We start from the raw sequence: 19,629 nt of genomic DNA, 5'->3' as shown, positions 1-19,629 counted from the left end.
TTTTATAAAATATCGAACCTGTCTAAATTCATTACCTTATTCCATGCCGCAATGAAGTCATCTGCAAACTGTTCCTGTTTGTCATTCTGTGCATAGAATTCCGTTTGTGCACGCAGTTGGGAATTGGCACCGAAAATTAAATCTGCGCGTGTTGCTCTGTATTTTATTTTTCCGTGAGAGAAACCTTCAAACAAACTGTGGGCCTCATCTGCCGGTGACCATGATAGATTCATATCTGCCAAATTTACAAAAAAATCATTACTGAGACGCTCTTTTTTATCGCTGAGTACTCCATAGTCACTTTGCTTATAATTGACCCAGAGCACTCTCAGCCCGCCGATGAGTACCGTCATCTCGGGTACACTCAGTGTCAGTTGCTGTGCTTTGTCAAGTAAAAGACGCTCAGCAGGCACTTTACACTCTTTTGGAAGATAATTTCTAAAGGCATCTCCCTCTTTTGGTTCAAGGTATGCAAAGCTGTGAACATCTGTCTGCTCCTGTGTGGCATCGACTCTTCCGGCAAGGAAAGGAACTTTTTTGGTGTAGCCGCCATTTTTGAGTGCCTTTTCAAGTGCTGCCACACCGCCAAGGACAATGATATCTGCAAGGGAAATCTGATTTGTATGATGTGCATTGAAATTCTCTTGAATTTTTCGCAAAACAGACAAGACTTTTTGTAACTGTTCAGGCTCGTTAACCTGCCAGTTTTTTTGCGGTTCCAAGGCTATTCTTGCACCGTTAGCCCCGCCTCTTTTGTCAGAGTCTCTGTATGTTGCGGCAGATGACCACGCAACGTAGAGTAACTCGGATATTTGCAGACCACTTTGTATAATCTCTTTTTTAAGCGTTTGTATCTCGTCTTCATTTACTAATGAGTATGATACATCCGGCAGAGGGTCTTGCCATAAAAAGTCTTCTTTTGGGACTTCCGGACCAAGATAACGAGATTTTGGACCCATATCACGGTGTGTCAGTTTAAACCATGCTTTTGCAAAACTCCGGGCAAACAGTTTGGGGTCTTTTAAGAAAGAACGGGAGACTTTTTCAAATTCAGGATCCATTCGCAGTGCCAAATCGGTTGTAAACATAATGGTTTTTTCTTTTTTCCCCGCAATGTGTGCATCAGGAGTTAAATCTTCTTCATCCGGATTGACAGGAACCCATTGCCATGCACCTGCCGGACTTTTTTGAAGATTCCATTCGTATTTGAATAAGATTTCTAAAAAGCTGTTGTCCCATTTTGTAGGAGTAGGCGTCCAGGCACCTTCTAGTCCGCTCGATATTGTATCGGCGCCTTTGCCGCTTTTGTAGCTGTTTTTCCAACCAAAACCCTGTTGTTCCAATGGGGCTGCTTCAGGTTCGGGACCTACATACTTTTGAGGATCAGCGGCTCCATGACTTTTTCCAAAAGTATGACCGCCTGCTATAAGCGCAATTGTTTCTGCATCATTCATACCCATGCGACGAAAACTCACCCGTATATCCTCAGCGGCAGCCAAGACATTCGGTTCGCCGTTAGGTCCTTCCGGATTGACATAAATAAGTCCCATCTGTACTGCAGCCAAAGGATTTTGGAGTTTTTTATCTGCTGCATGTCTTGTATCAGCAAGCCACTCCTCTTCCTCTCCCCAGTAAATGTCCTCTTCTGTCTGCCAGATATCTTCACGGCCGCCACCAAAACCGTAAGTCTGTAAACCCATAGATTCCATCGCCACGGTTCCGGCAAGTATCATTAAATCCGCCCAGGAAATTTTCTCTCCATATTTCTTTTTCAGAGGCCATAACAATCGGCGGGCTTTATCCAGATTGACATTATCTGGCCAACTGTTGAGCGGTGCAAAGCGTTGATTACCGGTTGCTGCACCGCCGCGTCCGTCCATAATGCGATAGGTGCCGGCACTGTGCCATGCCATGCGAATAAAAAAAGGTCCATAATGCCCATAATCTGCAGGCCACCAGGAAACGGAAGTTGTCATAAGCGAAACAAGGTCTTTTTTGAGCTCTTCATAAGGGAGTGTTTCAAAAGCTTTTTTGTAAGAAAATTCTGATGCTGTAGGCGTCAGACGCGGGTTGTTCTGTGTAAGTATTTTAAGATTAAGCTGATTTGGCCACCATTTTGCTATTTCATCACCATCTACAATGGTATGTTTGTATGATTGCATAATAAATCCTTTAAAGAACTATTTTCCTAATAGAAAATAATTATCCTTTATTATTACAGAAGTAAACTTAAACGATTGTTTATTATTAAAAATGTTAACAATTTGTTTCTCTGTGCAATATTTTGAGTAACACAATGGTAAAATAGCATCATGAAAAAAGATACAGACAGATTTGACACAGATGTGCACACTTTGGAACTTACAAAAGACGGAAGCTATACAGCCTACTCAAAAGAGTACGCCCAGCATTATCATTCAACAAGAGACGGGGCTTTGCATGAGTCCTTGAAAAAGCATATACTCCCTGCTTCTTTACATGTAAAGGAGAAAAAAGAGCTGGCTGTTTTGGATATTTGTTACGGATTGGGTTTTAATACTCTGGCAACAGTGTTGCATTACAAAAAATATGCACCGCACACAAAACTGCATATCTATTCTCCGGAGTTGGATGCAAAACTGATACAATCTTTGCCTTCTTTTCAGTACCCGGACGAATTTAAAGCACTGCACGAGGTAATAACAGCACTCAGTACACAGGGTAGATATGATGATGAGACTCTTTGCATAGAACTTTTTTTAGGGGATGCACGGGAGTATGTAAAACAATTTGAAAACAAATTTGACATTGTCTATCAGGATGCTTTCTCGCCTGACGCAAATCCGATGCTCTGGACACAGGAGTATTTCAGCGATATAAAAAAGAGTATGAAAAAAGATGCAATTTTGACAACATACTCTACAGCACTCAAAACGCGTTTGGCTTTACATGTAAACGGGTTTTTTGTATATATAAACAAAGGAGAAGATTACAGAGCTGCAACGGTGGCATCTCTGAGGGAGTTAAACAGTTTTGAACCGGTGAATATGCAACACAAGATTACATGTAACCCTGATGTGAAACCTTTGCGAGACGGTGAACTTTCTTAAAACATACAAAGCCCGCACTGAAGTACGGGTTCCAAAAAAACTAAATTTTTTTCTGCAGTGCCGACTGTTTTTATGAGTCATTAATAACATCCAAAAACTGCTTCCCAAACTGTGCGAATTTCTTTTCTCCCACACCGTTTACTTCAAGCATCTCTTCTTTGTTGGTCGGCATGTCATTGGCAAGGTGCTTGAGTGTTTTGTCTCCAAAAATGATGTAAGCCGGTACACCCATCTCACTGGCAAGTTCCGCTCTCTTTGCCCGAAGCTTTTCAAATAATGCTTCATCATAGTCAAACTCTTTTGCCTGTTTGATTTTTTTCTCTTTGGTATTGATTTGCAGTCTGGAAGATTTGATGTCAACGAGTGTTTGTGATTTTAAAACGGCGATGGCATCCTGAGTCAGTTTTAAAACATTGAAATCTCCGAGTGTGACAATTTTTAACTCCAAAAGACGTTCCACAATGACAAACCACTCTTTTTTGCTCAAATCCAATCCAATGCCATAGACCGAAAGCTTATCAGCCCCGTTGGCAAGGAGCTTTTGCTCAGTTGAACCACGTAAAATATCTATGATATAATTTTTCCCGAAGCTCTGATTTGTTTTATAAATCGTACTCAGAACCATTTGTGCCTCTTTTGTGATGTCTTGGCGTTTGTCATCAGATGTCAGGCAGTTGTCGCAACGCTCTTTACACGCATCAAGGGTGTCGTTAAAGTATTCGGCGAGTTGTTTGTGAAAGCAGATTTCACTGGTGGCATATTTGTATATTTTGTCTATTTTTGTATCAAGATGGGCTTTGTACTCTTCGTTTGTAATCTCTGCCAAAAAGCGTTTATGCTGTGCCATATCGCCTGCATTGAAAAGGAGCAGCACTTCACTGTCTTCTCCGTCACGCCCGGCACGCCCAATCTCCTGATAGTAGTTTTCCTGTGATTTTGGCAGGCTCATATGCACGACAAAACGAATGTCACTTTTGTCTATGCCCATGCCAAAAGCGATGGTGGCAACCATGATGTTGATTTTGTCATTGACAAAGATTTTAAAATTCTGCTCTCTTACATGCTGTGGCAGTCCGGCATGATAGGCAAGTGATTTGTAGCCGTTGACATTTAAAAAAGCACTGAGCTCTTCGGCCTTTTTACGGGAGCTGACATAAATAATGCCGCTCTCATCCTGATGGCGTGAGAGAAAATTTTTAAGCTGGGCATGCCCGTTGCTGATGCGTCTTTGTGCAGAGATAAAAATATTTTTACGAAATACCTTTCCTTTGAGCAGAAGCGGATTTTCAAGACGCAATTCTCTTAAAATATCCTGTGTGACATTGTCGGTTGAAGTTGCTGTAAAAGCGGCGATGGTCGTGTTTGGAAAATTATGTTTTAAATTTCCCAAAGCACGGTAGTCATCCCGAAATTCATGCCCCCATTGGGAAATACAGTGTGCTTCATCTATGACGAAAAAGTTTACATGTAAACCCCGAAGCAGTTCAATGGTATGTCCGTTGTTCAGGCGCTCGGGAGAGAGGTATAAAAACTTCAAAGCCCCGCTGTATGCCTGCGATATAATCTCCTGCACCTCTTCATGACTCTGAGCCGAGCTTATCATCTGAGCGGAAATATTTTGCGCCTGCAGGGCGCGTACCTGATCCTGCATCAGTGCAATAAGCGGAGATATGACAATGGTAATGCCCTCCATCATCATCGTAGGAAGCTGATAAACAAGAGATTTCCCGCCACCCGTAGGTAAAATCATCAGTAAATCCTGAGCGTTTAAGATGGCATCCACGCCTTCTTCTTGCAACTCTCTGAAACTATTGTGTCCGAAATTGTCTTTTAAAACCTGATTTTTGATTTGTACTCCATTTGTTGTCAACTTTTTTTCTGCACCGCCGACTGTTGTTGCTTTGACTCTAAGCCCACCCTAAAGGATGGGTTCCGGACAACAGTATGCTTCATTTTTCCGGAATCGGTACTTCAGTGCCGACTGCTACAACTTTCCTGCCACTCTCAGCTTAGCGTTAAAAGTACGGGTTTTGAAAAATTAATAATTTGCACTTATTCGATCTACTTCATCCCATGAGAGTGAAGTTGATTTTTGATGATTGATGATGTGTGCAACGTACCGGGCAAACATATCTGTCTCGACATTGACACGACTGCCTTTGCGGTAGTTCTTAAAAAGCGTCTCTTTCATGGTATGCGGAATGATAGTCAGACGAAAAATGTTTTCATTGACATCATTGACGGTCAGGCTGACACCGTCTATGGTGATGGAGCCTTTGGGTACAATATAGGGAATAAATTGCTTCTCTACCGTTATAAAAACATCATAGGAGTTGCCGTTGTTTTTGATATCTTTAATGGTGCCTACGGTATCAACATGCCCCTGAACGATATGCCCCTCAAAACGGTCACCCATTTTCATGGCAGGTTCTATATGGACCTCGTTTTTATAGTTTTCAATGGCCAAAAGTTTCTGGCTCTCCGGAGAGAGTTCTACGGAAAAGCCGTCTGGATTTACTTTTACTACGGTTAAACAGGCACCGTTTACGGCAATTGAATCACCGATACCGGCTTTGTATGTTGCTCTGATACTGAGAGTGGAACCCACAAAACTTTTCACTGTTGCAACTTCTCTGATTAATCCTGTAAACATATACTTTTTCCTCGTTAATGTATAAAAACTAAAAAACGATTTTACCGTCTTCTTGAAGACCCTTGATGATAGCTTTGGCTTTTTCATGCCCTTGATAGGCGGCTTTTCGGCACAAATCAAGCGCTTTGTCATGATCCTCTTCACAGCCTATTCCCTGATCATACAGGAGCCCCAGGTTATAAAGTCCTTCTGTAAGTCCGCCATCAGCCGCACGTTTAAAGCAGATAAAAGCTTTTGCATCATTCTGTATCACGCCATGTCCCTCTTTATAGAGTGCGCCAAGATTGTTAAATGCCTGCAGATGCCCGCGTTTTGCCGCTTCTTCATACCAAAATGCCGCTTCGGAGTAGTTTTGCATACAGCCAAGCCCGCGTTCTAGCATGAGAGCAACTTCATACATGGCAGGTGGCACCCCTCTTGTCGCCGCTTCCATATGCAGCTCATATGCCTTGAACATGTCATGTTTGACACCGCCAACACCGTTTTCATATAAAATAGCAAGGTTAAAAAGCGCATACGGCTGTTTCGCTTCGGCTGCCTTTGTGTACAGCTCGAGTGTTTTTGCCTCATCTTTTTCACACCCCTGTGCCATTTGATGCATATACCCCAAAGAGGTTTGCGCATCGGCATTGCCTTCTTCTGCAAGCTGTGTATAAAGTTTGTATGCAGTTTCAAAATCACCTGAATTATAGGCTTCGTTTGCTTTTTGTATCATTGTTTTTCATTCTCCGTACGAATTGGTTGTCTAAAAGTTGTTGCATTGCCTTTGGCGGCTGCTTTTGCTTTTCTTACTTTTTCTAATAATTTTTCTTTGCTGCTGAGATGCTCATCGCGTATTTTATGCTCGTAACTGCCGTCAATTTCGGGGTCATAAACCAGTATTTCGGGTACATAATCTCGAAATAAATCTGTACTCATCTTAAAAACCTCAGGTAATTTACTTTATATTATGCAAATGATACTGAAAAATGATAAAATTCGCATTAAGATAATAAAATGGATTTTTTAATGAATTATGATGTAATAGTAGTAGGCGGTGGACATGCGGGTATAGAGGCTTCTTTGGCGGCAGCTCGAATGGGGAACAAAACACTGATGATTTCCATGCTTGCGGAAAATGTCGGAGCAACTTCCTGTAATCCTGCTGTAGGCGGACTCGCAAAAGGGCATTTGGTACGGGAGCTTGATGCACTCGGCGGTGAAATGGGACTGATTACCGATGAAGCGGGGATACAGTTTCGCATACTCAATCAGACAAAAGGACCGGCCGTTCGCGGCAGCCGTGCACAGATAGATATGGACAAGTACCGTATAATCGCCAGAAATGTTGTACTGGGTACACCCAATCTTGATTTGGCACAGGATACGGTTGAATCATTAATCATAGAAGAAGATGAGGTAAAAGGTGTCCGCACAGCACTTTTAAATGAGTACAGAGCCAAAAAAGTCATCATCACTTCAGGAACATTTCTCAACGGTATCATACATGTAGGCGAGGTACAGCAAGAGGGCGGACGTTTTGGTGAACCACGAAGCGTCGGACTTTCCGCTTCGCTTAAAAATGATGCAGGGCTCAGTATGGCACGTTTAAAAACCGGAACCTGTGCACGTATTGACTCTTCAAGCATTGATTTTTCCGTAATGGAAGAGCAGGATGGGGATGCGTTGCCGAATCCTTTTAGTTTCAGAACAGACAGAGAAAAATTCCGTGCGACAAAAAAACAACTGCCGTGCTACATTGCCTATACAAATGAGACCACACACAAAATCATTGAGAGCAATTTTTACAGAGCTCCTCTCTTTACAGGTCAGATTGCCGGAAAAAGCCCGCGATACTGTCCGTCCATAGAAGATAAAATAGACAAGTTTCCAGACAAAGAGCGACACCATCTCTTTTTGGAACCACAAACCATGGATAACACAGAAATTTATGTCAACGGTCTGAGTACCTCTTTACCACCTGAAGTGCAGCGGGATATGATTCATTCGGTCAAGGGAATGGAAAATGCAAAAATCGTCCGTTACGGCTATGCCATAGAGTATGATTTTGTGGATCCGCGTGAGCTGAAACATTCGCTTGAGACTAAAAAGATCAAAGGACTCTATTTAGCCGGTCAGATAAATGGGACAACAGGCTATGAAGAGGCAGCGGCACAGGGGATTATGGCGGGTATCAATGCTTCTTTGGCACTGCAAAATAAAGAACCGCTTATTCTCCGTCGTGATGAGGCGTACATCGGTGTGCTTATAGATGATTTGGTAACAAAAGGAACAAATGAGCCTTACAGAATGTTTACCTCCCGTGCAGAGTATCGTCTTTTGCTTCGTGAAGAGTCCGCAGATGTCAGACTGGGAAAATACGGACATGAACTCGGACTTATCTCCGATGAACAGTATGAAAAAATCAAGCAAAAAGCACAGCAGATACAAGAAGGTGCACAGCTTTTGGAAAATACAAAATTTACGCCAAACAAAGAGTTTAACGCACTGCTTGCATCTATGGATGAACAGCCTCTAAAAGATGTCTCAACCGCACAGCAGCTTATTGCCCGTAAAACATTTGATGTGCAGAAGATGGTCACAGTTGTGCCTGAACTTGACAAGTATGATGACTACATTAAAGAAGAAATTTTGGTAGAAGGCAAATATGCCCGCTACGTTGACAAACAGAGCCAAGAGATAGAGCGTATGAAAAAGTATCTCAAAGTCAAAATCCCCGAAGGCTTTGATTTTACGGGTGTGAGCGGACTCTCCAAAGAGGTACAGGAAAAACTGGTGGCTTTTTCTCCGCCGACACTCCAGGCAGCGATGAACATCAGCGGAATTACACCGGCAGCGATAGAGATACTGCATATATATATCAGAATGGCTGCAAAAAAATAATGCGTAGAGAAATAAATATTCCCGGAGCGAAGACTTATTACTATGTGCATACGGGGCACAGAATAGGTCTGGACAGATTTCGCAGAGCGGTGGCGATACTCAATGCTTTAGAGGATGAAGATATTACACTGCTGACAAGTGACTATAGAATTGCACAGGCGGCACGAGATTTTGGCATAGACAAGAGCGTGGGGATTGATGTTGTGCGAAACATTCCCCAAATCGCCCATAACGGCGACAAATTAATTTTTGATTCTGAGGAAGCTAATCCCATTATGCTTAAAGATATGCGAAACTATTTTTCAAGATTTGTGAGAATCAGTGATAAGCCTGATGAGGTAAAAGCGGAAAATGAGTTTTTACTCTCTCCCTATTTGGAAGGTGAAGGTATCTGCAAAGCCGTGGTTGTAGCTGACAAATACTTTACATGTAAAGAAAAAACAGTGCCACTTTCTTATTTTTTCGGGGATGATGATTATGAAAAAGATTTACAAAAACATTTGGATTTTATAGAAGATTTACACCCGTATTTGCAACTGGGATTTTATTATTTTCTAGATTATGAAGAAATGTTAAAAACAAGATTCGTTCATTACTTTGAATTTGAAGAGTATGATGCAATGATAATGCAGAGTGAAGTTTTAGTAACAGCTTCGCCACAGGCAGTCCTTGATTCTTTAGCCTCTGGCGGGAAACCTGTTTATATACAAAGAGAAGATTACACACGGGATTTTATTCCTCTGTTTGAAAGCTTAAATATTCCTGTCGTTCATAATTATGATAAAAGTCACTTAAATGTGATATTAGAGACTGTTTTTACGAGAAATTACGGAACAATTGAAAAAAATAGTAACAAAACAGTAAACTTTCTAAAGGAAAGCTTAAATTTATAAATAATTAAAACTTATTTGGTATATAATAAGGATTGAAAATTGAATAAAGAAGAGAGAGAACATGAAAAATAATAGCCGTAGAGGTTTTATGGGCAAAGCATTCGGTGCTGTTGCCGGTGTGGGTGCTGTTGCTTCATTATATGCAATGAAGAGAACGTGGGACCCGTTACCGAGTGTCAAGGCAGCTGGGTTTACTACTCTGGACATGTCTCAATATAAAGAGAATGAACTGGTAGTGGAAAAATGGAGAGGAAAGCCTATTTTTGTCTTGAAGCAGTCTAAAGAGATGATTGAAACATATGACAAAAATATAAGTCAGATTACCGGAAAGTCAACGGCTGAGATGGACAAGAAAAGACTTATCAAAGTAGGAGATGATTATTTCCTTATATGTGTCGGTCTTTGTACGCATCTTGGTTGTATTCCAGGGTACAACCCTGATGAAAAAAGTTTCTTATGTGCCTGTCACGGTGGTATGTATGATGACACGGGAATGGTAACGAAGTCTCCGCCTCCACGTGGTCTGGACATTCCTCCGTTTAAAGTGGATGGTATGAAAGTAGTGTTAGGTGAAACATCACCGGAATATGAAAAAATGCTCGCCGATGGCATAACACTGAAAGTATAGGGTAAAGGAAAGATATGGCACATTTTACAAAAGCAACAAGCCTGCATGACTGGTTAAATCAACGCCTTGGCATTGATACACTCAATCGTGTTTTGGCGACGGAATATTGGATCCCTAAAAACATTAACTTTTTATGGGCGATGGGTATGATACTTGCAATTACATTCGGACTGTTATTGATATCAGGTATCTTTTTACTGATGTATTATCAACCAAATATAGACTTGGCATTTGACAGTGTGAATTACACGATTATGCAAGAAGTCGGATATGGCTGGTTGTGGAGACATGTTCACGGTGTAGCGGCATCTGTAGTGTTTTTGATTATCTACATTCATATGTTTACAGGTATCTATTACGGTTCTTATAAAAAAGGACGTGAAATGATCTGGATCTCGGGTATGCTTTTATTTGTTGCATTTTCGGCAGAAGCATTCTCAGGGTATATGCTTCCTTGGGGTCAAATGTCTTACTGGGCCGGTATGGTTATCACCAACCTGTTTAGTATGGGTGGTCTGCATTTAGACGGTCTTGTGGAGTGGATTCGTGGGGATTATGTTCCTGCACAGGCATTTTTAAACCGTTTCTTTATGTTACATGTACTGCTTATTCCTTTGGCAATCATCGGTCTTATCGGATTACACTTCGGAGCATTGCGTATTCCGCATGTAAACAATCAAGACGGAGAAGAGATCGACTTTGATGCTGAAGCAAAAAAATATTTAGCCGGTGATAAAGCAAACTCAAAAGTAATTCGTTTCATGAACGACTTTTTAGCGAAAGATATGATGGTAGTGGGAATTTTCCTTATTCTTTTCTTTTATCTTGTCTTTTATCATTATGATTTTGCTATGGATCCTGTAAACTTCGACCCTGCAAACGGTTTAAAAACACCGACGCATATTTACCCTGAGTGGTATTTCTTATGGTCGTATGAGATTTTAAGACCGTTTTCAACAAATGTCGGGCTGATAGCGTTTGCTTTTGCACAGGTTATTTTCTTCCTGTTACCGTTTTTAGACAGAAGTCCCAATGCTGTTCCTGCATCCCGCCGTGGTTTGTTTAAGTATTGGTTCTGGGCAATGTTGATTGACATGATTATATTGACGGCAATGGGGAAAGTTCCACCGGAAGGTGTCTTTAGTGCCATCGGTTTTTATGCGGCTATAACGTTTATCGGTTTATGGATTATACTTCCGTTTATCACAAAATTTGAAAAAAAAGTTTAAGGAGTAAAAAGTGAAAGAATTATTTATATTAGCGGTAGTAACTGTTTTTACTCTTGTAACTTATTATCTTGTGGAGCCGTTTGCCCATTCGCAAATGCACAAGCATGTAGAGAGTGAAGGGTTTGCATATAAAGATTTACCGGCATTAACAAAAAAAGGCGATGCGACTCGTGGAAAAGATTTAGTCATGGGTGCAGGTGCCTGTGTCGGTTGTCACAGTATCAAAGTTGCAGGTATGCCGGCTCCTATGGATCCGGTCACTGCTGCGCAGAGTTACGGTGTGAATCCGCCTGATTTATCAAATGCGGGTGTTGTGTTTGATGCGAAATTTTTGGCAGCACTCATTAAAAATCCTGCACATGCTTTAATGCTTGAGCACAAGTACAATGAGAAAAGCGGTAAATCATACCCAATGCCACAGTTTTACGGAGCCGGTGGAGATATAGATCAGGAAGTGGCGGACATGGTTGCCTATTTACAGTCAATTGCAGTACCGCAAGAGAAATTAACACCGAATATGGCTTTTGAAACAGCCTGTGGAAGATGTCATGCAATTCACTATCCGTATTCGTTAGACGGTAAAATTCATGCACCATGGACACAGATTGGAGAAAAACCGACCTTCAAACACAAGCAAGATGAGTTGGCATTTGAGACTAAAGTGCTTGACTATCAGGATGCTTTGACAAAATACCTGGGTACTTTACCACCGGATTTAAGTATGTATATTCGTTCTCGTGGAGAGCACTACATCAAAACTTTTGTTGAAGATCCTCAAGCGTACCTTAAAGGAACTGCTATGCCTCGTGTGGGTGTGACTGCAGAAGCTGCCGATAAAGTGATTGAGCATCTTGAAAATGTAGGTGATTCCAAACGTCACAAAAGAGAAGAGATCGGTAAATATGTCATGATTTATATCATAATCTTTGCAATATTTGCTATTCTTTGGAAAAAAGAAGTGTGGAGAGACTTGCATTAATAAGTCCCGCAAAGGAAATAATTCCTTTGCTCCGCTTGGACCGCTGAGGTCACTGAAGAGAACTTTGCAAGTTCTGATAAGCCCCGCAAAGGAAGTGAATTCCTTTGCTCCGCTTGGACCACTGCGGTCCTTATCTCCCTTACCTACGCTAAAGTAGAACTTTGATATAATCTTTTTATGAGATTTAGAGACATTAAAAAAAATACAAAACATCAAAAACAACAACAAAAGAGACCTCACATACGCTATGCGCGTTATCCGGATAAAATAAAAGCACTCATTACCGACCTGTTTATGATATATGCACCTATTTTATATATTATTGCCTATGTTGTTATGGGGAGCAAAGAAGCATTTCAGTCTTCGCAATGGGCACCATTTTTCGGGGTAGTGACGTATGGCTTGATTTATGCCGTTCTTTTGGCAAAATTTGGACAGACTCCGGGGAAAAAAGCATATAAAATTAAAGTAGTTGATGATAAAAGCTATAAAAATATAGGATTTTTTCGGGCTTTGTGCCGTTTTATCGCTTTTTTGTTTTCTGCAACAATTCTTTTAGGATTAGTAACGCCATTTTATAGAAAAGATAAAAAAGTATTGCATGATATAATATGCGCAACTGTAGAAGTTGAAGTTGATTAAGAAGTGCATCAACTCCAGTAGATATAATACCAAGAATTAAAATTAGGAAATAAAATGCTGATTGATAGCTATGAGAGAGTAGTTGATTATTTAAGAGTCTCCGTAACGGAGCGATGTAACTTTCGATGTCAGTACTGTATGCCGGAAAAACCTTTTTCCTGGGTGCCAAAAGAGAATTTATTGACTTTTGAAGAGTTGTTTGAGTTTATGAAAGTAGCCATTGATGAAGGCGTGAAAAAGATTCGTATAACAGGCGGAGAACCGCTTTTACGTGAAGATTTGGATAAATTTATTAAAATGATTTATGACTATGAACCTGCAATAGATTTGGCAATGACTACCAATGCCTTTTTGCTCAAAGGCACGGCACAAAGACTTAAAAATGCAGGGCTCAAACGCATTAATGTCAGTATAGATACCCTCAAACCGGAAGTTGCACAGGCTATAGCCGGCAAAGATGTACTTAAAAATGTGCTTGAGGGTGTAGATGAAGCTTTAAAAGTAGGACTTAAAGTAAAAGTAAATATGGTGCCTATGAAAAATATGAATGCAGATGAAATTATAGATGTGCTGGAGTATTGTAAAGCACGTGACATGAGTGTGCGTTTTATAGAGTATATGGAAAACAAGTTTGCCAAAGCGGACATTTCAGGGCTTAAATCATCAGAACTTCTCGAAATTCTCAGACAAAAGTATGACTTTGAAGACGAAGGCTTTGACGGAGCGTCTCCTTCGCATTATTACAGAATGAAAGACGGGTACCGATTCGGCATTATAGAACCCTACGGTGATGATTTTTGCAAACAGTGTAACCGCATAAGACTGACGGCAGAGGGTAATCTGATACCGTGTTTGTATTTTGATGAGGCAATGAGCATTGCTGAGTCAATCAAAAAAGGCGATATAAAAGGGGCTGCGGCTGTTTTAAAAGAAGTAGTTCGCACGAAACCGGAAAAAAATCGCTGGGGCGGAGAGGATGATGAAGTTTCCAACAGAGCTTTTTATGAGACGGGTGGATGATCTACCTCGTTGAACATTTCTACTCTATTCAGGGCGAAGGCAAATATGTAGGCACGCCTTCTCTTTTTTTCCGTTTCGGCGGGTGCAATATGAAATGTGAAGGTTTCGGTTGCATGGAAACGGCAAATGACGGTACAGTCGTTGTCGGCTGTGACACAGTCTATGCCGTCAATAAAGAACACTTTTTAAAGAGTTGGGTACCTGTTTATAAAGTAGAAGAACTGCTGAATGTACTCTCTTTGTATGATTTGCCAGAAGCGGTAGACATTGTTTTGACAGGCGGTGAGCCTTTGATTTATGCTAATGATGCACTTTTTGTTGCTTTTTTGGAAGCCCTTGTGGCAAAGGGACATCAGATAACTTTTGAAACAAACGGTTCTTTAGCGGTTGATTTTGAAAAATATCCTGTCTACAAAGAGTGTGTGTTTGCTCTGTCAGTGAAGCTTTTTAATTCTGGAGAATCCCTGAACAAGCGTCTGCGCGGTGATGTGATTTACAATATTGCCGCAAATGCCAAAGATGCTTTTTTTAAATTTTCCATTGACAAAGAGTCTATAAATATGGCTTTAGAAGAGGAGATACAAAGCGTTACCATGCATTCCCCTCAGACTAAGGTCTACTGTATGCCCGTAGCAGGCAGCAAAAAAGAGTTGGAAGAAAATACCCAGCCACTCATAGAGTTCTGCAAGGCAAAGGGATATAATTTTAGTGACAGACTGCACATAAGAATCTGGGATGCAAACAAAGGAGTTTAGATGATAATAAGAAAGCTTTTTAAATTTGAAAATGCACATATTGTACGGGGATGCTCGACTGTAAAATGCAGAAGTTCTATTCACGGGCACTCTTATAAAGTAGAACTGCTTTTTGCATCCAACTTTTTGGATAATGGACAGATGGTCTATGATTTTGGACTGATGAAGCAAAACATGAAAGATCTTGTGGAGAGTTTTGACCATGCTGTTGCCCTGTGGCGTGATGATGATCCGGAGTTTGTCCGTGATATGAAAAAACACTCTGCACGCTGGGTGGAACTGCCTGTATCGCCTTCGGCAGAGCAGTTTTCACGTGTTATTTTTGTGATGATAGAGAGACTTTTATCGCTCACATCAACACAAAACGGAGAAAAAGAGGTACGCCTTGAGAGCGTTATAGTGCATGAAACTGCCACAGGCTATGCACAGTGTTTTGTGCAAGATGCCCACTCTAAAAACATGGGTGAAATCAAGCTTGAAGAGATTGTTTTTTCACCACAGGTTTTAGAGGATTTTAAAGACAAAGACCTTTTTGAAAAGATAAAAAGAGGAGAAACTTTTTTAAATCCTGCAAGTGTTTGAGTCTTCTTAATATTTTTTAATAATAGAGTGCTATACTTAAATTGCATAAAAGTAAAAAACACTGTTTCTTTTGATACAAAAGGAGAAAAGATATGGCACAAGAAGAGATTAACAAAGCTGTCTCGGGCGAGTATAAACTCGGGTTTGAGATAGATATAGAACAAGACACACTGCCTCCGGGCTTAAATGAAACAACCATTCGTTTCATTTCGAAAAAGAAAAATGAACCGGAGTGGATGACGCAGTGGCGCTTAAATGCCCTTGAAAAATGGCAGAAAATGCAAGAGCCCCACTGGGCACATGTAACCTACGAACCTATAGACTACCAATCAATCTCTTATTTTTCGGCTCCAAAAAAGGGAGCAAACTCCCTTGATGAAGTTGATCCTAAAATTCTTGAAGCCTATAAAAAACTGGGCATTCCTTTGGATGAACAAAAGCAGTTGCAGGGAATTGCCGTAGATGCTGTTGTGGATTCGGTTTCTGTAAAAACCACATTTTCAGAGGAGCTCAAAAAGCACGGGATTATCTTTTGTTCTATTTCTGAAGCGCTGCAGGATTATCCTGAACTTGTTAAAAAGTATATGTTCAGTGTCGTCCCGATGAATGACAACTATTATGCAGCCTTAAATGCCGCTGTTTTTACAGACGGTACCTTTGTCTACATTCCAAAAGGGGTTCGCTGCCCTATGGAGCTCAGTACCTATTTTCGTATCAATGCGCTTAATACAGGACAGTTTGAGAGAACACTGATTGTAGCAGACGAGGGAAGTTATGTAAGCTACAATGAAGGCTGTTCGGCTCCGATGCGGGATGATTCGCAATTGCATGCCGCTGTTGTGGAACTCATTGCGATGAAAGATGCAGAGATCAAATATTCTACCATTCAAAACTGGTATCCGGGTGATAAAGAGGGCAAAGGCGGAATCTACAACTTTGTTACCAAACGCGGTCTTTGCAAGGGAGATAATTCAAAAATATCCTGGACGCAGGTGGAGACAGGTTCCGTCATCACCTGGAAGTATCCAAGCTGTATTTTACAGGGAGACAACAGTGTGGGCGAGTTTTATTCAGTCGCTGTGACAACGCTTGCACAGCAGGCAGATACAGGGACAAAGATGATTCATTTGGGAAAAAATACAAGTTCAACCATCATCTCAAAAGGAATTTCTGCGATGCGGGGACAGAACAGTTATCGCGGGCTTGTAAAAATGGCGGCAAAAGCAGAAGGTGCGCATAACCGCAGTGAATGTGATTCCCTGCTTATCGGAAGTGAGTGCGGGGCACATACTTTTCCTTATCTGGAGAACAAAAGTGCCCATGCCAAAGTTGAACATGAGGCAACAACAACAAAAATTAGTGACGAGCAGCTGTTTTATCTGCGTCAACGGGGTATCAGCGAAGAGGATGCTGTGAGCATGATAGTACATGGATTTTGTAAAGAGGTGTTTAACCAACTGCCGATGGAGTATGCGGTAGAAGCAAAAGCGCTCTTAGAATTAACATTGGAGGGAAGTGTAGGATGAGTACAATGATGGAAATAAAAAATTTACATGCAAATATAGGTGAAAAAAATATTTTAAAAGGCTTGGACCTTTGTCTTGAAAGAGGGAAGGTTCATGTAATTATGGGACCAAACGGTGCAGGAAAGTCAACACTTTCCAAAGCTATTGTTGGACATTATGACATTACTGTGACGGAGGGAGATATTCTCTACAAAGGAGAGAGCATTGTTGAAGAAGCACCGGAAATGCGTGCGCTTAAAGGTATATTTTTAAGTTTTCAAAATCCTGTAGAGATTCCGGGTGTGAGCAATGCATACTTTTTGCGAACTGCTGTGAATGCAAAAAGAAAGTTTGAAGGCAAAGAAGAGCTCAACGCTGCAGAATTTTTACGCGAAGCAAAGCGTCTGGCACAAGAACTTGGAATGAAACCCGAACTGATTACCCGCTCACTCAACGAGGGCTTTTCGGGCGGAGAGAAAAAGCGAAACGAAACGCTGCAGATGCTGATGCTTGAGCCTGATTTTATTATTTTGGATGAGATTGATTCGGGACTTGACATTGATGCTCTGCGGGCGGTAAGTGAGGGAATCAACAAAATCAAAGATGAGAAAAGAACATTTTTGATTATCACGCATTACAGTAGAATCCTTGAGTATGTCAAACCCGACTATGTTCATGTTCTTAAAGACGGCAAAATTGTAAAAACTGCAGGTTCTGAACTTGTGGCAGAGTTGGAAGAGAAGGGATACACAGCTCTTGAGGAGTTTTAAGATGAAACAGACAGTTTTGGCAAACAGTTTAAAAAATCTTTCATCTGTGGTTACAAAAGAGACAGAAGTTGCGGCATCGCGTCTGCAACTGCTCGGACTGCCGACGAAAAAAACGGAGCAGTATCGCTATTTTCCTGTTGAAAAACTTCTGAGTACTGAGTACAAAGTTGTTGCAAAAAAAGAGTCTGAAATTGAAGAAGCCGATTTTGTGGAGATCGTTGACGGTGTGGTTGTTCGCGCTCCAAAAGATCTGAAAATTGGTTATACAGAGAGACACAGCATAGCTGAGGAACATTTTGATCCGCTTTATTATCTGGGGCATCTGCTCTCTCCAAAGATAATAGAGATCAATTTTGAAAATGACAGCAGCATAAAGATTTTACACAGATATACGCAGGAAGATGCACTTATAGCCTACAGAATTTCTGTGAATACTGCTGCAAATATACAAGTGACACTGAGTGAATCTTTTATAGGCTGTGATGCAAAAAAGAGTTTGGTGCTGTACGGTTGTGATATTCATCTTCAAAGAGATACGCGCTTTACTTTTATAAAAGATGAAACACTGGTAGAGGGCATTTATACACCACTCTATTCGCATTTTATAGAACTCTCAGAACAAAGCAGTGCAAACTTTTTCAGTTTTGATTTTGGCAATGCTGACGGGCTTCAGTTAATACAGGCAAAATTGATGGAGTCCAGTGATTTCAAAGCACACCATCTTTTATATACAAAAGGAGAGGGTAAAAGAGGCACAGTTTCTCAGATTGTGCATGCGGCAAAAAATGCAAAAAGTTCCCAAAAAGCAAAAACAATTTTAGGAGAGAGCGGACGGGGAATTTTTGATGCGCTCATTAAAATCAAAGCAGAGGGGAGCGGTACAAAAGCCTACCAAAACTCCCAGGCCGTTTTACTTAATGACGGGGCCTATATGGCGAGCAAACCGCAGTTGGAAATTTATATAGATGATGTGGAAGCGAGTCACGGTTCAACGATAGGAGAGCTTGATGCCCAACAGCTTTTTTATCTTCGTTCACGGGGTATCAGGCTTGAAGAGGCCAGAAAAATGTTGATTTTGGCCTTTGCAAATGAAATCATTGATGCGATAGAAGATGAAAAAACAAGAGAAAATGTGCACCTCTCTTTTGAAAAGGTCTATTACGGTCATGGACAGTTGGAGTGTATAGCCACCTGCCATCACTGCTGTGAGACTGTGTTTGGAGAAGAGATATGAGTGTCAGGGAGAAAGTAAATTACTACAAAGAAGATCTGGAGATGTTTGAAACACCAAACGAAATGTTTGAATACATTTTTGATTTGGGAAAAAAACATACCACACTGCCCCAAGAAGAAAAAAACGAGGCAACATTTATAGAAGGCTGTGCCTCTCATGCCTGGCTTGTCGGTGAGTGTAAAGATGGTAAGCTGATTTTAAGAGGTGAGGGGAGCAGCGAAATGGCAAAGGGAATGCTGAGTCTGCTTTTAGATATTTTCAGCGGACAGGAGGTGGATGATATTCTTGCCTTTGATCCCAAAGAGCTTGAGAAATTAGGAATAATCGAACATCTTTCTCCTGTTCGTCAACAGAGTTTAGAGGCTTTTTTAAACAAAGTCTATGCTTATGCAAAAAGATGTAAAGAGGAAACGGTATGAGTGATATAAGAGATGTGACGCCCAAGGAGAGTGAAGCACGGGTTATTGAAGAGTTAAAAAAGATATACGACCCTGAACTTCCGGTAGATATTTATAATCTTGGTCTTATTTATGATGTCAAATGTGAAAAAGACCCTGTGAGCAAGCTCAACAAATGCAAAGTAGTCATGACACTTACCGCACCAACCTGTTCCATGAGTCAGATCATTATAGATATGGTGAAAAATATTGCCAACACGATAGAAGACGGTTCTGTTGAAGAACTTGATGTTGAGGTGGTGTATGATCCGCCATGGGATCAAAGCAAGATGAGTGATGAAGCAAAGCTTACCATGGGGATGCTTTAAG

The 19,629-nt window shown here is 41.0% G+C and carries 20 protein-coding genes; 15 read left to right on the top strand and 5 right to left on the bottom strand.

Annotation, left to right across the window (positions count from 1 at the left end; translation table 11 throughout):
* Positions 1-2: 2 nt before the first annotated feature.
* Positions 3-2,162 (bottom strand): catalase/peroxidase HPI, encoded by a 2,160-nt coding sequence (gene katG, locus LCX93_RS10900; protein WP_226066303.1) that lies wholly within the window; start codon positions 2,160-2,162, stop codon positions 3-5.
* Positions 2,163-2,312: 150 nt separating this feature from the next.
* Here katG and LCX93_RS10895 point away from each other — a divergent pair, with 150 nt between their 5' ends.
* On the top strand, positions 2,313-3,089 hold the full coding sequence (locus tag LCX93_RS10895) for a tRNA (5-methylaminomethyl-2-thiouridine)(34)-methyltransferase MnmD (RefSeq protein WP_226066302.1): 777 nt from the start codon (positions 2,313-2,315) through the stop codon (positions 3,087-3,089).
* Between the two features lie 70 nt (positions 3,090-3,159).
* Here the strand turns inward: LCX93_RS10895 and recQ are convergent, their stop codons facing one another.
* The 4 genes from recQ to LCX93_RS10875 all read right to left on the bottom strand — a co-directional run bounded on the left by recQ (position 3,160) and on the right by LCX93_RS10875 (position 6,660).
* Positions 3,160-4,959 carry a DNA helicase RecQ gene (recQ, locus tag LCX93_RS10890; RefSeq protein ID WP_226066301.1) on the bottom strand — a complete coding sequence of 600 codons (1,800 nt, stop codon included), beginning with the start codon at positions 4,957-4,959 and terminating at the stop codon, positions 3,160-3,162.
* Between the two features lie 168 nt (positions 4,960-5,127).
* Positions 5,128-5,742: a riboflavin synthase gene (gene ribE, locus LCX93_RS10885; RefSeq protein WP_226066300.1), complete on the bottom strand. Its 615-nt coding sequence runs from the start codon at positions 5,740-5,742 to the stop codon at positions 5,128-5,130.
* Positions 5,743-5,770: 28 nt separating this feature from the next.
* The gene (locus LCX93_RS10880) at positions 5,771-6,457 is read right to left on the bottom strand and encodes a tetratricopeptide repeat protein (protein ID WP_193150563.1); all 687 of its coding nucleotides are present in this window, start codon (positions 6,455-6,457) and stop codon (positions 5,771-5,773) included.
* Positions 6,454-6,660: a hypothetical protein gene (locus tag LCX93_RS10875; RefSeq protein ID WP_226066299.1), complete on the bottom strand. Its 207-nt coding sequence runs from the start codon at positions 6,658-6,660 to the stop codon at positions 6,454-6,456. Before LCX93_RS10875 ends, LCX93_RS10880 begins: the two co-directional genes overlap by 4 nt.
* Before the next feature lie 90 nt (positions 6,661-6,750).
* Here LCX93_RS10875 and mnmG point away from each other — a divergent pair, with 90 nt between their 5' ends.
* From mnmG to LCX93_RS10805, 14 genes are all read left to right on the top strand, one after another.
* Positions 6,751-8,625, top strand: a complete 1,875-nt coding sequence (gene mnmG, locus LCX93_RS10870) for a tRNA uridine-5-carboxymethylaminomethyl(34) synthesis enzyme MnmG (protein WP_226066298.1) — start codon at positions 6,751-6,753, stop codon at positions 8,623-8,625.
* The gene (locus LCX93_RS10865; protein ID WP_226066297.1) at positions 8,625-9,518 is read left to right on the top strand and encodes a hypothetical protein; all 894 of its coding nucleotides are present in this window, start codon (positions 8,625-8,627) and stop codon (positions 9,516-9,518) included. The genes mnmG and LCX93_RS10865 overlap by 1 nt, the downstream gene beginning before the upstream one ends.
* Positions 9,519-9,579: 61 nt before the next feature.
* Positions 9,580-10,146 (top strand): ubiquinol-cytochrome c reductase iron-sulfur subunit, encoded by a 567-nt coding sequence (petA, locus tag LCX93_RS10860; RefSeq protein WP_226066296.1) that lies wholly within the window; start codon positions 9,580-9,582, stop codon positions 10,144-10,146.
* Positions 10,147-10,160: 14 nt separating this feature from the next.
* Entirely contained in the window at positions 10,161-11,375 is a 1,215-nt protein-coding gene (locus LCX93_RS10855) for a cytochrome b (protein ID WP_226066295.1), read from the top strand.
* A 10-nt stretch (positions 11,376-11,385) separates the two neighbouring features.
* Positions 11,386-12,354 (top strand): c-type cytochrome, encoded by a 969-nt coding sequence (locus LCX93_RS10850; RefSeq protein ID WP_226066294.1) that lies wholly within the window; start codon positions 11,386-11,388, stop codon positions 12,352-12,354.
* A gap of 177 nt (positions 12,355-12,531) precedes the next feature.
* Positions 12,532-12,996: an RDD family protein gene (locus LCX93_RS10845; protein ID WP_226066293.1), complete on the top strand. Its 465-nt coding sequence runs from the start codon at positions 12,532-12,534 to the stop codon at positions 12,994-12,996.
* Positions 12,997-13,050: 54 nt separating this feature from the next.
* Positions 13,051-14,016 (top strand): GTP 3',8-cyclase MoaA, encoded by a 966-nt coding sequence (gene moaA / locus LCX93_RS10840; protein WP_226066292.1) that lies wholly within the window; start codon positions 13,051-13,053, stop codon positions 14,014-14,016.
* Entirely contained in the window at positions 14,013-14,771 is a 759-nt protein-coding gene (locus LCX93_RS10835; RefSeq protein ID WP_226066291.1) for a 7-carboxy-7-deazaguanine synthase QueE, read from the top strand. The genes moaA and LCX93_RS10835 overlap by 4 nt, the downstream gene beginning before the upstream one ends.
* Complete coding sequence (locus tag LCX93_RS10830; RefSeq protein ID WP_226066290.1) at positions 14,772-15,353, top strand: 6-pyruvoyl trahydropterin synthase family protein; 582 nt, start codon at positions 14,772-14,774, stop codon at positions 15,351-15,353.
* Positions 15,354-15,445: 92 nt separating this feature from the next.
* On the top strand, positions 15,446-16,879 hold the full coding sequence (gene sufB / locus LCX93_RS10825; RefSeq protein WP_226066289.1) for a Fe-S cluster assembly protein SufB: 1,434 nt from the start codon (positions 15,446-15,448) through the stop codon (positions 16,877-16,879).
* A 5-nt stretch (positions 16,880-16,884) separates the two neighbouring features.
* A complete protein-coding gene (gene sufC / locus LCX93_RS10820) occupies positions 16,885-17,628 on the top strand; it encodes a Fe-S cluster assembly ATPase SufC (protein ID WP_502988713.1) in 744 nt (247 codons plus the stop codon).
* A 1-nt stretch (position 17,629) separates the two neighbouring features.
* A complete protein-coding gene (locus LCX93_RS10815) occupies positions 17,630-18,862 on the top strand; it encodes a SufD family Fe-S cluster assembly protein (RefSeq protein ID WP_226066287.1) in 1,233 nt (410 codons plus the stop codon).
* Positions 18,859-19,281, top strand: coding sequence for a SufE family protein (locus tag LCX93_RS10810; RefSeq protein WP_226066286.1), 423 nt, complete (start codon positions 18,859-18,861; stop codon positions 19,279-19,281). Before LCX93_RS10815 ends, LCX93_RS10810 begins: the two co-directional genes overlap by 4 nt.
* On the top strand, positions 19,278-19,628 hold the full coding sequence (locus tag LCX93_RS10805) for a metal-sulfur cluster assembly factor (RefSeq protein ID WP_226066285.1): 351 nt from the start codon (positions 19,278-19,280) through the stop codon (positions 19,626-19,628). Before LCX93_RS10810 ends, LCX93_RS10805 begins: the two co-directional genes overlap by 4 nt.
* Position 19,629: the final 1 nt, after the last annotated feature.

Origin of the sequence: Sulfurimonas sp. SWIR-19 (genome assembly GCF_020410885.1) — a bacterium.
Taxonomy (GTDB): Bacteria; Campylobacterota; Campylobacteria; order Campylobacterales; family Sulfurimonadaceae; genus Sulfurimonas; species Sulfurimonas sediminis.
This window is presented reverse-complemented; position numbering and strand designations above follow the sequence as displayed.

Bases quoted from the DNA above. Each gene is read 5' to 3' on its own strand.
- katG (WP_226066303.1), bottom strand. From the start codon at position 2,162: ATGCAATCATACAAACATACCATTGTAGATGGTGATGAAATAGCAAAA.
- LCX93_RS10895 (WP_226066302.1), top strand. From the start codon at position 2,313: ATGAAAAAAGATACAGACAGATTTGACACAGATGTGCACACTTTGGAA.
- ribE (WP_226066300.1), bottom strand. From the start codon at position 5,742: ATGTTTACAGGATTAATCAGAGAAGTTGCAACAGTGAAAAGTTTTGTG.
- LCX93_RS10880 (WP_193150563.1), bottom strand. From the start codon at position 6,457: ATGATACAAAAAGCAAACGAAGCCTATAATTCAGGTGATTTTGAAACT.
- LCX93_RS10875 (WP_226066299.1), bottom strand. From the start codon at position 6,660: ATGAGTACAGATTTATTTCGAGATTATGTACCCGAAATACTGGTTTAT.
- mnmG (WP_226066298.1), top strand. From the start codon at position 6,751: ATGAATTATGATGTAATAGTAGTAGGCGGTGGACATGCGGGTATAGAG.
- LCX93_RS10865 (WP_226066297.1), top strand. From the start codon at position 8,625: ATGCGTAGAGAAATAAATATTCCCGGAGCGAAGACTTATTACTATGTG.
- petA (WP_226066296.1), top strand. From the start codon at position 9,580: ATGAAAAATAATAGCCGTAGAGGTTTTATGGGCAAAGCATTCGGTGCT.
- LCX93_RS10855 (WP_226066295.1), top strand. From the start codon at position 10,161: ATGGCACATTTTACAAAAGCAACAAGCCTGCATGACTGGTTAAATCAA.
- LCX93_RS10845 (WP_226066293.1), top strand. From the start codon at position 12,532: ATGAGATTTAGAGACATTAAAAAAAATACAAAACATCAAAAACAACAA.
- moaA (WP_226066292.1), top strand. From the start codon at position 13,051: ATGCTGATTGATAGCTATGAGAGAGTAGTTGATTATTTAAGAGTCTCC.
- LCX93_RS10835 (WP_226066291.1), top strand. From the start codon at position 14,013: ATGATCTACCTCGTTGAACATTTCTACTCTATTCAGGGCGAAGGCAAA.
- LCX93_RS10830 (WP_226066290.1), top strand. From the start codon at position 14,772: ATGATAATAAGAAAGCTTTTTAAATTTGAAAATGCACATATTGTACGG.
- sufB (WP_226066289.1), top strand. From the start codon at position 15,446: ATGGCACAAGAAGAGATTAACAAAGCTGTCTCGGGCGAGTATAAACTC.
- sufC (WP_502988713.1), top strand. From the start codon at position 16,885: ATGATGGAAATAAAAAATTTACATGCAAATATAGGTGAAAAAAATATT.
- LCX93_RS10815 (WP_226066287.1), top strand. From the start codon at position 17,630: ATGAAACAGACAGTTTTGGCAAACAGTTTAAAAAATCTTTCATCTGTG.
- LCX93_RS10810 (WP_226066286.1), top strand. From the start codon at position 18,859: ATGAGTGTCAGGGAGAAAGTAAATTACTACAAAGAAGATCTGGAGATG.
- LCX93_RS10805 (WP_226066285.1), top strand. From the start codon at position 19,278: ATGAGTGATATAAGAGATGTGACGCCCAAGGAGAGTGAAGCACGGGTT.